The following is a 13,795-nucleotide window of genomic DNA, read 5'->3' on the forward strand; positions in this document are numbered from 1 at the left end:
CAAAACCGCCCCTGGACCGGCTTCAATTCTCCCGGTCATGGCGTGCTCCGATGCCAATTCATCGGACTTCTGATGCAGGCGGGGCCAAGCGGCACGGTGAACGCGCTCTCCTCGTTCGGCCCTTAGCCGTCACGGCTACCACGGCCTCTGCTGACTTCTCGCTCCGCCGGCCTCACAGCCATCGTCGCCCTTTCAGGCGCAAGGCGAGATCTCCCCAGGTAAGAACGCACTCTGCATGACCGCCAGATTTACGCCGCCGACCGTTGGTCACGAGAGCTTCGCGGTTTCTGCCCGCTCGCCCGGTCGGCGTCGCCTTCTATCCCGTTCTTCTCCATCGGCCCGCAGCTTCGATCCACGCATCCTCCCCACACTCGGTCACCCTCACGCAGTTGCGCTTCTCCTCACTCGCTGTGACCAGCTCACGGCGGGGCTCTCACCCGCAAGAGTGCGCCCATGCCGGGCGCACATAACAAAAAGACCCAGCTTTCGCTGGGTCTTTCTGTAAATCATGAGAGATAAAGATCAGAACACGCGGCGAATACGAACGCCACCGTTCCAAGAGCTCGTATCACCATCAACGGAGCCACCGAGGGCACCGTTGTTGAAGTTCGTCGGGAAAGTCCCGCTACCGAAGTTCTTATAGTCTTTCTTCTGGTACCACACTTCACCGCTGACCGTCAGACCCTTAACGATGGTGTAAGTCGCGTTGATACCCGCGACATATGCCGTAAAGTCATCCACACCGGGAGTGAGGTCCGCGAAGATGGTATTCTTGAGTGGGTCGCCAGCATTATAGTCAACATAGCTGCCGAACACAGTAATGTTGAGCGCCGGCGAGACGTCGACACCGATTTCACCGGTGATCGACCACCCCTTGCCCTTTTCTTTCCCGAACCCGGCGAAATAAGCCGCTTCCGGATCACTAAGCCCGAGATAATTGGCCGCTCCATCGGCATACACGCCTTCCAAGGCAACATGCGCACCGGCGAGGAACGGCAACTTTACACCGACGCCCGCACCAGCCGCCCAGCCCCAATCACTCGCGCCGGCAACACCGGCCGGGTAATTGATCTGATGACCAGCAGCGAAGACGGCAGCTTCACCCCATCCTTGGTCAATGCGGAGTTGGCCAACGATGTCCGGGACGCGAGACCCGCCGTAGGTGCCAGCTCCACCGAACGCAACACCAGTCGTGATACCATCGTCATCCTTGATTGCCGTGAACGTCGAATTCCACAGCGAGGAGCGATGCTCGATATTGTCTTCGAGCGACAGGGTGGCCGAGAAGCCGCCGCCAAAGGTGGCGGTGTAGGCCAGCAAGTTCACCGTGGACTGCGACGTGAAGTAACCAGCGTAAATCGTATCGCCGTAGTCGTTGTCATAGATGCCGAAGAAGGTATGGGCATAACCAGCGGTGAAGCCGCCGAGCTGGATGAAAGCCTTGTCGACGACAAAGTTGTTGCTGCCGTTGTTCGCTGTCGCGTCAATCTGGAAGAACGACCGCAGCAGACCCCACTCGGTCTGGGTGCGCGCATCCCACATCACGCGGGCTTCGGTGCTGAAGTCCGTCGCATTGGCGTCGCGCTTCGAGCCCGCTGCCGTGTCCTTCGGCTGATAGAAGCGGTACTTGGCGCGGATTTCGCCCTGCAGGCGGAGGCAGGTGTCGGTGCCGGGGATATAGAAATAGCCCTCGCCGAACTCCGAACAGACCTTAACGTATTCAACCGGTTCCGCCTTCGTCATGGGCAGATCGGCGGCCTGGGCGACGCCAACGGTCGTCAGACCCGCTGCGGCGCCAAGGAGAAGAGACTTCATCGTCATAGGATGACCTCCAAGACTATTATCATTTGATCCGAAGCACCGCGTTGACGCTCAGCTTCCGACCGGTTCGCGAGACCCCGGTTTCCCCAACTTGACGGTCGGCGTTCCGGACACGACCCAACATTGTGAATCGATGCATGTAGGGTACTCATCGGCGCGGACGGGACAACAGCCATTGCCCTTGTTTTGCCCGGTTGCAGTCGCTTTGGCGCCACCTGTCACCAAAAGGACACAACATCGAAGACCACCGATCGGCACTTCCTAACGAAACGTTAGGAAAAGGTGAACGGATCCTTAACCCGATCCGGTAGCAGGGGCGGATCTTTACGGTTTTTCAAGCACTTCGGTTGCGCCGGGTGCGGACTGGATCGAGATCGGCGCGGCCGACCGCCCAGGGCGCGCTTCACCGAGATCTCCTTGCGGTGCGGACTGGATCGAGATCGGCGCGGCCGACCGCAGGCCATGCGGGCGGGTCGGAGACGGGCATGGGTGGCAGGTCGCCCTCTGGCAATTGTGGCGACGCCTCGATTGGCAGTGCCGGGAGGCCGGCCCGCCCGGCGGTCGAAGCCCGAGACGATCGAGTTCCCCTTCCCGGTCGACTCGTTCCGGTCGACTCGCGCCGCCGGATCAAAGGGGGCTGCCGGCGAGTCGGAGGGGACGTCGCGCCTGATCGTTCGCACAGCCGGGTGAGGGATCAATCGCGACAGGCGCGCAGGGCCCCGCCGGGCCATTGGGAAAAGGGCGGACGGCCGCGCGCCCCACGGCACGAGTCCCTGCACCCCAACGGCCGCTGGAGGAGCGAGCGGGGCGGGCTACGCTCCGCGGAGCGCGATGGAAATCCACAGGAACAATGCTCAACATATTGATTAGTCGATGGTATTCTGGCTGGAGCGGCGGTCTCACCACAGTCTGCGGAATCAGCTTTCGCGCCGGTCGAGCGTCGAAGTAGTGTATCAATATGTAACTGATAAGTCATCAGTCGGAAACATATTGGAAGCATAGCAGTAAACACATACGACATCCGATCTCCGATTTGTATCGTCACTCACCCACTCCGCGGATACACAGTCGCGGCGCGGAAGACGGTGTTGGGTTGTTTGTTGGGAGAAGATTCAAGAGAAAATATTATTGATGAATAATATCAATAGCTTACATAAACAATACGGCGGAACCGGTTGAATATGTGAAAGTCTGCTCGGAGTTTGGCGAGGGCTATTTCTACATCCCCGGCACCGACACCTGCCTCCGTCTGCAGGGAGAAATCCGCGCCAAGTACCTGTTCTTCCAGCCGAAGGATAGCGCGTCGGGCACGAAGCGGGATGCCAACGCGACGGACTTCCAGACCGAAGCCCGCGTGATGTGGGATGCGCGTACCCAGACCGAATGGGGTCTGCTGCGCTCCTTCCTGCAGCTCGACATCTATGCCAACAACACCGCAGCCAATGGCGGGCGTGACAGCTTCGTCGTCGACAAGGCGTTCATCCAGCTCGGCGGCTTCACTGCCGGTTATGCCCATACCTTCTTCGGCATCTACGACAACGACTATGGCGACACGATCTTCGCGCCGTACTTCACGTCGCAGTCCACGGTGAACCTGCTGGCCTACACCGCGACCTTCGGCGGCGGCTTCTCGGCGACCCTGTCGGTCGAAGACAATATCGAGCATCGCTCGTCGCTGTGGGATTCGACGATCTCGGTCGGTGGTGGCGCAGCCACGATCGGAGCGACGGGAACTTATGGCGGCTCCCGTGCTCCGGACATCGTTGGTCAGCTGCGTATCGACCAGGGTTGGGGCGAAGCTGCGGTGTTCGCTGCGGCCCACCAGATCAACTATCCCACCGGCGTCAGCAGCAGCAATGATTGGGGTTGGGCGGCCGGCGCCGGTGTGGGCGTGAAGCTGCCGTTCCTGGCCGGTGCACATATCGCCTTGGAAGGCGTCTACGCCGAAGGTGCCAACAACTATCTTGGCCTGAGCGATCCGGAAGCTGACTACACGACTAGCAACGCGGTTATGACCGGGTTCGGCATCCCGGTCGGTACTGAGAAGGGTAAGGGCTGGTCGATCACCGGTGAAATCGGCGTCGATGTAACGCCTGCGTTCAACGTCACGGCCTTCGGTAGCTACGTCGACTACAATGCCGGTGACGTGGACAGCTCGTTCTTCGGCGGTCCTATCACGCCGCTTGAGGATGACTTCACTGCCTATATCGCCGGTATCAACGCCACCTATACCATCGTCAAGGGCCTGACGGTCAGCGGCGAAATCTGGTATCAGAAGAAGGACTACAAGCACTTTGGCGACGGCGTCTATCCGGTTTCTGTCGACAGCAGCGGCGCCTTCACTGATGTCAACGGCGACACCGACTCCTGGAACGGCGGCATTCGTATCCGTCGCGTGTTCTGATCCTCGCGATCTCCGCTCAAGGAAAAGCCCGGCGAAAGCCGGGCTTTTTCGTTTGACGCATCGGCGACACGGATGCGGCGGGCCGCCTCACGCCAGGCGGGTGTGCGCTTCGACAGCGCCCCCCGACGGGCGGACCGTGACACCGGCGGCGCCTTCCCTCCCCTCACAATATGCCGCCCAGGCGTCCATCAGCCGGCGCCGCTTCTCCAGCGCGTCGCCGCGGCGATAGGCGCGCTCGGTCTGGTCGCCGACGATGTGGGCCAGCGCAGCCTCGGCCACTTCGCGCGGGAAGTTCGTCGCCTCGCCGCACCAGTCGCGGAAGGTCGAGCGGAAGCCGTGCACGGTGGCATCGACCTCCAGGCGCTTGGGCAATGTGCTCAGCGTGGTGTCGGACAGTGGCCGGCCGCCGCGGGCACTGGCGAAGACCAGCTCGGCGGGGGCGCCGGTCCGACGCAGGCCGGCCATATCGCGCAGGATTGCCTGCGCTCGATCGCAGAGGGGGATGCGATGCTCGCGCCCGGCTTTCATGCGCTGAGCCGGCACGATCCAGAGCCCGGCCTCGAGGTCGATCTCGCTCCAGGTGGCGCCGCGCACCTCGCCGGAGCGGGCCGCTGTCAGGATGGTGAACTCCAGCGCCAGGGCCGGCACGGAGCGGAGTTCCTGCAACAGGTTGATGAAGCTCGGCAATTCCGGATAGGGCAGCGCCTGGTGGTGGCCGCGCGTCAGCTTCTGCGGCGCCGGCAGCAGGTTGCGCAGATGGCCCTTCCACAGGGCGGGGTTCTCCCCGGTGCGATAGCCGAGCGCCTTGGCCGCATCCAGCACCTGCTCGATTCGGCCGCGCAGCCGCGCGGCAGTCGCCGGCTTCGCGGTCCAGATCGGCTTCAGCACGGCAAGGACGTGCTGGGTGGTGATGCGGTTGACCGGCACGGGGCGCAGCGCCGCCGCCTCCTCGGTCAGGGTCGTCGTCCACTGGCCGACATGCTTGCGGCTGCGCCAGCTCGTCGACATCGAGGCGATGAACTCGTCCGCGACCTCGCCGAAGCTCGGCACGCTGCGCTGGCTGCGCCGGGCCTCGATCGGGTTGAGGCCGTCGACCAGCACCTCGCGCGCGCCCCGGGCGAGCTCGCGGGCCCGGGCGAGCGAGACGGACCTCAGCCCGCCGAGCCCCATTTCGTTGAGCTTGCCGCCATGGCGGAACAAGAACACCCAGCGCTTGGAGCCGGCCTTGTCGATGACCAAGTAAAGATTGCCGCCATCCGCGTGCCGACCAGGTTTCGTAAGGGCCGCGACGCCGCGAGCACTCAATCTATTCGTCTGTATCGTCATGTCTCACCCTAACGATCACCCTAACAGTTCTCTAAACTCGTGCAACTACATTATAAATTCGACATCAAATTACCTTCTTTTATTTAAAAACGCGACGTCACGTATCGAATTTCAATTTCAATACAAATCGTAACGTATTGAGTCTCTGATGCGAATCACAGCCTTCGCAAACGACCGGAATCGGCGCGCTCCCTCATTCCCCTCGTCGATTTCAGCGGACGTCTAGGACACGGTTCCTTTCAGCGCCCGCCCCACCCCGGCGCCCGGGTGCCCCTTCTCCGTCGGCTCGTCCCGTCGAGCGCGAAACCTGGCGCGGAGCGGGGCGGCGTTGGACCACGTCGCCTGCGGGCCACGCCCCGCGTCAGACCACCGGAAGTTGTCGAAATCCGGCCAGCGGCGGATTCCTGGTCGGCGACTTGGCGCGAAACTATGGCAGATTGGTATCCAACATTACTGTTCTGTTTCTCAATTGTTTCCGCCCAAGGGATCACGAATGCTTGAGGCCGTCGTGATCGGGGATACGCCGCCACCTTCCCCGAGGGCCTGCACGGCGGCACGGACCCGCTGCTCGTTGACCGCGATATAGGCCTCGCTCGCCTCAAAGCCGCCGCCGAAGGCATCCTGGGCATAGCCCCAGAGCAGGTCGCGCAGGGCGGTGGCGAGGCGCGCCGCGGCGAAGGCCGGATACAACTCCACATTGAACCCCCGCCCGGCAGCGAGCGCGAGCAAGGCCGTATCGGCCGTCGCGTCGAAACCGCCATTGACCGCCAGGCTGGCGAGGTCGCCGATCGGCAGGCCGAAGCCGGCATATTCCCAGTCGACCAGCCAGAGCCGCTCGCCATCGTCCAGGATATTGCCGGCATGGATGTCGTTGTGCACGAAGCCGCGCGTCTGGCCGGCCAGCCGGGCCCCTGCGTCCCGGATGTCCGCTGCGAGGCGCCGGGCCGCGGCCCGCCAGCGGTTCGGCCGCGCCCCGAGCAGGCCGGCATAGTGGCTGAGGATCGCCGGCAGGGATCGGTCGAGCGCCGGTCCGCGATAGAGAGCCGGCATGCGCGCCCGGCAGGTGGCCAGCAGGTCGGCGACCCGGCGCAGCATGCCGGAATCGGCGAGGTCTCCAGCCGCGAGCGTGCGTCCGTCGACATGGCGCAGCACCAGCGCGCCGGCCCCGGCATGGACGAGCTCGGGACACAGGCCCGCCTCCGCCGCGGCGCGGGTGGCCGCGATCTCAGCCGCCCGGTCGATGGGATGGGGCGTGACGGCAGGACCGATCCGGGCGACGAAGCGCTCGCCGGCGCACCGCACGCGAAAGTTGAGATTGCTCAAGCCGCCGGACAGCGGCTCGACCTCGACCGGCCCGCGCCAGCAGGGCAGCGCGGCGATCCGCTCGATGGCGCCATCGGCCGAGGCGCCGGGATTCGTGGAGCGAGGATGGGGTCGCCTGGCCATGGCCTGTCTTGCCGATTCGGACGCAGGCGGGAGCCGGGGCCGCGCGCAGACGCGGCCCGGCCCTCGCCGCACCTCGCGGCGGCTAGACCTTGCCTTCGAGCGTGCGGCGATAGAGCTTCAGCGCGCCGGCCTTGGTCAGCTTGACCGGATTGCCGCCGGCGGTCGGATCCTTAGGCGCCATCTTCGACATCAGCTCGAACTTGCCGTCGTCGACCTTGAGGCCGGCGAGCGTCCGCGGCACGCCGAGCTCCTCGCGCAGGGCCAGCGTCCAGTCGAGGAAGGCGGAGAAGCGCGGCTTCAGGCCGATGAAGGCGGCGAGCCGCTCGATCTTCTCCTTCACCGCCTTCTTGTTGAAGGCGAGGACATAGGGCATGAACACCGCATTGGTCAGGCCGTGATGGGTGTCGTACAGCGCGCCGACAGGGTGCGAGAGGGCGTGGATGGCGCCCAGGCCCTTCTGGAAGGCGGTGGCGCCGATCACGGCGGCCGACATCATGTGGGCGCGAGCTTCGAGGTCGGTGCCATCCTTGTAGGCGCGCGGCAGGAATTCCTTGACCAGGCGCACGCCCTCCACCGCCATGCCCTCGGCCATGGGGTGGTAGGATGGCGCGCAATAGGCCTCCAGGCAATGGGCGAGCGCATCCAGGCCGGTGCCGGCGGTGATGTGCCTGGGCATGCCGACGGTGAGCTCCGGGTCGCAGATCGTCACCTTCGGCATCATCAGAGGGTGGAAGATCACCTTCTTGGTGTGGGTCTTCTCCTGGGTGATCACCGAGGCCCGGCCGACCTCGGAACCGGTGCCGGCCGTGGTCGGCACCGCGACGATCGGGGCGATGCCCTTGGGGTCGGCCCGGGTCCACCAGTCGCCGATGTCCTCGAAGTCCCACATCGGCCGCTTCTGGCCGGCCATGAAGGCGATGGTCTTGCCGGCGTCGAGGCCCGAGCCGCCGCCGAAGGCGACGACGCCGTCATGGCCGCCCTCGCGCAGCACGGCGATGCCGGCATAGACGTTGGATTCCACCGGGTTCGGCTTGACCTCGGAGAAGATGTCGGCCTTGAGCCCGGCCGCCTTCAGGCTCTCCAGCGCCGCCCGGGTCATGGGCTGGGTGGCCAGGAAGGGGTCGGTGACCAGCAGCGGCGCCTTCATGCCGGCGCTCTCGCAGGCGGCGGCGAGCTCGGCGATGCGGCCGGCGCCGAAGCGGATGGCGGTGGGGTAGCTCCAGTTGGCCCTGGGGGCGTTCGTCGCAGACATGGCGGGTTCCGATGGCCGGCACGGGCCGGGGGACGAGGGAGTGCCGGCACGCTGCCGGCACGGGGAGAGGCAGCCGGTGCGTCAGAGCGAGCGCAGATGATAGCTCTTGGGCTGGGTCAGCGCCTCGAAGCCGAGCTTCGACAGGCCGACGCCGCGGCCGGTATCCTTGACGCCGGTCCAGGCCAGGCCGGGATCGAGATAGTCGCAGCGGTTGGTGAACACCGTGCCGGTCTCGATCTCGGCGCCGATGCGCTCGGCGGCATCGAGGTCCTCGGTCCAGATCGCGGCGGTGAGGCCGTAGGGCGAATCATTCATCAGCGCGATCGCCTCCTCGTCCGACTTGACCTTGATGATGCCGACCACCGGGCCGAAGCTCTCCTCGCGCATCACCGACATGGAATGATCGACATGGGTCAGGACCTGGGGCGCGAGATAGGCGGTGCTGCCGGTATCGGCGGCATAGGCCGCGGTGTCGACATGGGCCTTGGCGCCTTTGGCCAGCGCCTCCGCGGTCTGCTTGCGCACCCAGTCGGCGAAGCGGACATTCGCCATCGGGCCGAGCGTGGTGGCCTCGTCGAGCGGGTTGCCCAGCACATAGTGGCGCGTCAGGCCGACGAAGCCGTCGACGAAGCGGTCGTAGAGGCTGTCATGCACATAGATGCGCTCGATGCCGCAGCAGCACTGGCCGGAATTGTAGAAGGCGCCGTCGACCAGATTCTCGACGGCATGGTCGAGCCTCGCATCGGCGCGGACATAGGCCGGGTCCTTGCCGCCGAGCTCGAGCCCGAGCGTGGTGAAGGTGCCGGCGGCGGCGCGCTCGACGGCGCGTCCGCCCTCCACCGAGCCGGTGAAGTTGCAATGGTCGACCCGGCCGCCGGCGAGCAGCTTCGAGGTCTGCTCGTGGGTCAGCACCAGGTTCTGGAACACGCCCTTGGGCAGGCCGGCCGCGTCCATCGCCTTCTGGAAGCGCTCGCCGACCAGGATGGTCTGGGACGCGTGCTTGAGGATCACGGCATTGCCGGCGATCAGGGCCGGCGCCACCGTGTTCACCGCGGTCATGAAGGGATAGTTCCAGGGTGCGACCACCAGCACGACGCCGAGCGGCTCGCGCCGGACGGCGCGGCGGAAGCCGGGCCGGTCGTCGTCGGGCACCAGTGGGGCGAGGCTCGACTCGGCGATGCGCACCATGTAGCGCACGCGCTCCTCGAAGCCGCGGAACTCGCCGCCATAGCGCACCGGGCGGCCCATCTGCTGGGCGAGCTCGGGCACCACCTCCTGGTTCATCGCCAGCATGGCGTCGAGGAACTTCAGCACATAGGCCGAGCGCTCCTGGATGGAGAGCCGGCGCCAGGCCTTCTCGGCAGCGCGCGCCGCGGCGAGCGCGGCTTCTATTCCGGCGTCGCTCGCGGCCGGGCGGCGCACGAGCTCCTTGCCGTCGATGGGGGAGATGCAGACGATGTCGCTCATGGTGTGTCTCTCATGCGCCGCGGCCGTGCCGCCGCCGGCGCTTTGCTCTGAACCTGCGGCTCGGACAGCCTTTAGATGATCTCGAAGTAGCGCTCCATCTCCCAGTCGGTGATGGCCTTGCGGAACTCCCGCTCCTCCCAGTCGCGGGTGGCGGCATAATGGTCGACGAAGGCGTCGCCGAACAGGGAGCGCGCCGCCTTGGAGCCCGCGAGCCGGGCGGCGGCCTCGATCAGGCTGCGCGGCAATTGCCGCTTCTTCGGGAACTTCATGTCGTAGGACGAGCCGACCACCGCCGGGTCCGGCTCGATCCGGTGCTCGATGCCCCACAGGCCCGAGCCGATGGCCGCCGCGAGCGCGATATAGGGATTGATGTCGGCCGCGGCGACGCGGTACTCGACGCGCTGCGACTTCTCCGAGCCCGGGATGACGCGCAGCGCCGTGGTGCGGTTCTCCACGCCCCAGCTCGCATCGGTCGGCGCCCAGAAGCCGGGGATCAGCCTCGTGTAGGAATTCACCGTGCAGGCGACCATGGCGAGCAGCTCGGGCATCAGCGCCTGCTGGCCGCCGACATACCAGCGCATCTCGTCCGACATGGCGTGCGGCTTGCCCTTGTCGAAGAAGACGCCCTTGCCGGTCTTCAGCGACTGCAGCGAGGTGTGGAGATGGCCGGACTGGCCCGGCCAGTCGCGCGACCATTTGGCCATGAAGGTGGCCATCCAGCCGCGCTTCTGCGCCAGGATCTTGGTGAAGGTCTTGAACAGCGCCGCCTTGTCGGCCATGGCCAGCGCCTCGTCGACGCGCAGCGCCGCCTCCAGCACGCCCGGGCCGGTCTCGGTGTGCAGGCCCTCGATCTCCATGTCCATGGCGCGGCAGGTGTCGAGCAGCTCGCGGTAGAAATCGGCGTGCACGCCGGCGCGCAGCATGGAGTAGCCGTAGAAGCCCGGCGTGATGTTCTTGAGGTTGCGGTAGCGCTTCTCGCGCACCGAATGCGGCGTCTCCTCGAAGACGAAGAACTCGAACTCGGCGGCGGCCGAGACGGCGTAGCCCATATCCCTGGCCTTGGCCAGGACCCGTCGCAGCGTGCCGCGCGGGCAGATCGCCTCGGCCTCGTCGGCGAACTCGGCGATGAACAGCGGGACGTCGTCCTCGAAGGGGATGGTGCGCAGCGTGTCGGGCACGACGCGGACATTGGCGTCGCGAAAGCCGTTGTGCCAGCCGGCGAAGGAGGTGTTGTCGTAGAGCTGGTCGTTGCTGTCCCAGCCGAGCACGACGTTGCAGAAGCCGAAGCCCTTCTCCAGCACGCCCTCGAACTTGTCGCGCGCCATGTACTTGCCGCGGAAGATGCCGTCGATGTCGAAGGCGCCGACCTTGACGTCGGGCACGCCGCGCTCGCGGACATAGGCGATGGCTTCGGCAACGGTCTTCGGCTTGGCGGGCTTCGTCATGGTCCGCGCAACTCCCTGAACTCTCTGGCTGGATGGAACGGGGCCGCGGGATCGTGCCCGCGGCCCCCCGGATGGAGGTGGATCAGACCTTCTCGCCGACGGCGATCTCGGCCGCCGCGATCTCGGCCTGGCGCTTGGCGATCTCGGCACCGATCGGCGGGCCCTTGAAGCGGCGCGCCTCGATGCCGAACCACAGCACGATCAGCAGCACGATCAGGCCGATGGCATAGTTGATCAGGATGTCGAAGGGCGGCTGGATGCCGGCATACATCAGGATCAGCGTGCCGAGCAGCACGATGACGGCGAAGGGCTTGGACCAGACGCCGAGACGGAAGGGGCCGAACTCGGTCCAGCTCTTGCCCTCGGCAAGGAGGCCGGCGGCGATCGGCATGGCATAGGAGACATAGAGGAACAGGGCGCAGCCGGCGGCCAGGGCCGCGAAGGCCGGGGAATAGAGCGTCGCGGCCACCGACAGCACCGCGCCCAGCCAGATCGCCGCGACCGGCGTGCGCCAGGTCGGGCTGACGACCTTCCAGACGCTCGATCCCGGCAGGCCGCCGTCACGGGCGAAGGCGAAGATCATGCGCGAGGTCGAGGTCAGGCCGGCCAGGGCGCAGATGAAGTTGGCGACCACGATGCCGATGGCGAGGATGTCCTTCAGCACGGTGGGAGCGGGCAGGTTGTTGAACAGGTTGAACCAGGCGCTGCCGCCGTCCTTGGCGGTCGCGGCGAGGTCCGGGCTGGCCAGGACGAAGGACACCGCCATGACGAAGCCGAACACCAGGGACCAGAACACCGAGTGGATCATGCCGCGCGGCACCGCCCGGCGCGCATCGCGCGTTTCTTCCGAGGTATGGGCCGAAGCGTCGAAGCCGGTAATGGTGTAGAGCGGATAGAGCAGGCCGACGAGGAAGGCGATGATCGCCGTGCGCGGCGAGGGAACGTAGCCGCCGCCGGCATCGCCGGTGTTGTTGACGAAGGCGAAGATGCGCGAGAAGTCCCAGCTCGCGCCCCAGATCAGGAACGTGGCGGTCAGGATCACGGCGACCACCAGGATGAGGTAGCCGGAGAAGTCGGTCAGCAGCGTGGTGAGCTTGATGCCGAAATGGTTGATCAGCGCCTGAACGATGGTGATGAGGCTGACCGCGATGATCTGAACCCAGATCGCGTGGCTGTTGTTGGCGGCGACCTGGTCGGCGGTCATGCCCGTCGGCAGCGGATCGGTCGACAGCACGGTCCAGCTGGTGACGTCGACATGGAAGACGCCGTTGACGACGAGGTCGCGGAACAGCTGCCAGACGCCGACATTCACCGAGGCGACGACGAAGATCAGGCCGAGCAGGTTGATCCAGGCCGTGGCCCAGCCCCAGCCGCGCCCGCCCAGGATCGAGGACCAGTGATAGAGGCCGCCGGCGGTCGGGTAGGCCGAAGCGATCTGGCCGAGCGAGGCCGAGACGATCAGCGCGAAGAGGCCGCCGACGATCCAGCCGATCGTGGCTTCGAAAGCGCCGCCGGTGCCCATCGCCAGCGGGAAGGAGGTGATGCCCCCGGCCAGGATGCAGATGATCGAGAACGAGATGGCGAAGTTCGAGAACCCGCCCATGCGCCGGGAAAGCTCCTGGGCATAGCCCATGGAGTGCAGGACTTTGACGTCCTCGCTGTGATGGTCACTCATTGCCTAGTCCCCCGATGTTGCGACCCGCGAGGGTCCCGTCCACGACACGCCCCTGTTTCAACGCGCCCGGTCGGCCGGCTGTCCCGGCCCTTGTTCGAGCGCGCCCGGAAGCGCATCGGCAATCACATCCGCAAGTCTCTCGCCCCAGGCCTCCTCGGCCTCCGGCGTCGCGACGAGATCGTTCCGGATCTCGACCATGACGCTCGGCAGCCCGCGCGACTGCGCGTGCCGATCCAATGTATGATAAACCCGGTCGTCGGGACTGTAAGGCTGGTTCTCGCCGACGACGAGCCCGGTTTCGCGGCGCAATGCCTGCAAGATGGGCTGGGACAGGCGGCGGTCGCGGTCGAACAGGATGCCGACATGCCAGGGCCGCGGCGTGCCGCGATAGACCGGGGTGAAGCTGTGCACGCTGACCACCGCCACCGGCCCGACCGCGCTCCTGGCGGCGACGATCGCCGTCAGGGCCGCATGGAAGGGCTCGTAGACCTCGCGCGCGCGCCAGGCCCGATCGGCCTCGGTCAGTCCCGCGTTGCCGGGAATCGGCGTATCCTCGCTCGCCGCGGGAATGGAATCGAACACGCCCGGCTCGCGGTTGCAGTCGAGCACGAGGCGCGAGACGCAGCTCAGCACCAGCGGGGCATCGAGGCGGCGGGCAAGGCTGCGCGACACGCCGAGGGCACCGGGGTCCCAGGCGATGTGGCGCAGGAGATCGGCCGGCGCCAGGCCGAGATCGCGGAAGCGGGCGGGAACATGATTGGAGGCATGGTCGCAGGCGATGACGATCTGCCCACGCCCCTCGCCGTTCTCCACCCGCGCCGCGGCATCGGTCGCCGCGTCGCTGCCGCCCGTCCTGGTCGAGGTGCCTTGCGGATTGAACATTCGTTACGCCAATCGCCGATTGAGCGCCATGCGTTATTTTGAGTACAGAGTGCTGCATCTTGTCAATTGCGAAAGTG

At 65.8% G+C, this 13,795-nt stretch carries 9 protein-coding genes; 1 reads left to right on the forward strand and 8 read right to left on the reverse strand.

Annotated elements, in window-relative coordinates:
* Positions 1-522: 522 nt before the first annotated feature.
* A complete protein-coding gene (locus QO011_RS18950) occupies positions 523-1,821 on the reverse strand; it encodes a porin (RefSeq protein WP_307275038.1) in 1,299 nt (432 codons plus the stop codon).
* 1,183 nt (positions 1,822-3,004) lie between these two features.
* On the opposite strand from QO011_RS18950, the gene QO011_RS18955 reads away from it, so the two are divergent.
* Positions 3,005-4,225, forward strand: coding sequence for a porin (locus QO011_RS18955; protein ID WP_370881981.1), 1,221 nt, complete (start codon positions 3,005-3,007; stop codon positions 4,223-4,225).
* Between the two features lie 87 nt (positions 4,226-4,312).
* On the opposite strand, the gene QO011_RS18960 is transcribed toward QO011_RS18955, so the two are convergent.
* From QO011_RS18960 to QO011_RS18990, 7 genes are all read right to left on the reverse strand, one after another.
* Positions 4,313-5,551, reverse strand: a complete 1,239-nt coding sequence (locus QO011_RS18960; protein ID WP_307275040.1) for a tyrosine-type recombinase/integrase — start codon at positions 5,549-5,551, stop codon at positions 4,313-4,315.
* A 465-nt stretch (positions 5,552-6,016) separates the two neighbouring features.
* A complete protein-coding gene (locus QO011_RS18965) occupies positions 6,017-6,997 on the reverse strand; it encodes a choline/ethanolamine kinase family protein (protein WP_307275042.1) in 981 nt (326 codons plus the stop codon).
* 82 nt (positions 6,998-7,079) lie between these two features.
* Complete coding sequence (locus QO011_RS18970) at positions 7,080-8,249, reverse strand: iron-containing alcohol dehydrogenase (protein WP_307275043.1); 1,170 nt, start codon at positions 8,247-8,249, stop codon at positions 7,080-7,082.
* Positions 8,250-8,330: 81 nt separating this feature from the next.
* The gene (locus QO011_RS18975) at positions 8,331-9,716 is read right to left on the reverse strand and encodes an aldehyde dehydrogenase family protein (RefSeq protein ID WP_307275045.1); all 1,386 of its coding nucleotides are present in this window, start codon (positions 9,714-9,716) and stop codon (positions 8,331-8,333) included.
* A gap of 71 nt (positions 9,717-9,787) precedes the next feature.
* On the reverse strand, positions 9,788-11,161 hold the full coding sequence (locus QO011_RS18980) for a glutamine synthetase family protein (RefSeq protein WP_307275046.1): 1,374 nt from the start codon (positions 11,159-11,161) through the stop codon (positions 9,788-9,790).
* Positions 11,162-11,243: 82 nt separating this feature from the next.
* Positions 11,244-12,836 carry an amino acid permease gene (locus QO011_RS18985; RefSeq protein ID WP_307275047.1) on the reverse strand — a complete coding sequence of 531 codons (1,593 nt, stop codon included), beginning with the start codon at positions 12,834-12,836 and terminating at the stop codon, positions 11,244-11,246.
* A gap of 57 nt (positions 12,837-12,893) precedes the next feature.
* Positions 12,894-13,718 (reverse strand): N-formylglutamate amidohydrolase, encoded by an 825-nt coding sequence (locus QO011_RS18990; RefSeq protein WP_307275049.1) that lies wholly within the window; start codon positions 13,716-13,718, stop codon positions 12,894-12,896.
* Between the last annotated feature and the right edge of the window lie 77 nt (positions 13,719-13,795).

The organism is Labrys wisconsinensis (assembly GCF_030814995.1).
GTDB classification, from domain to species: Bacteria; Pseudomonadota; Alphaproteobacteria; order Rhizobiales; family Labraceae; genus Labrys; species Labrys wisconsinensis.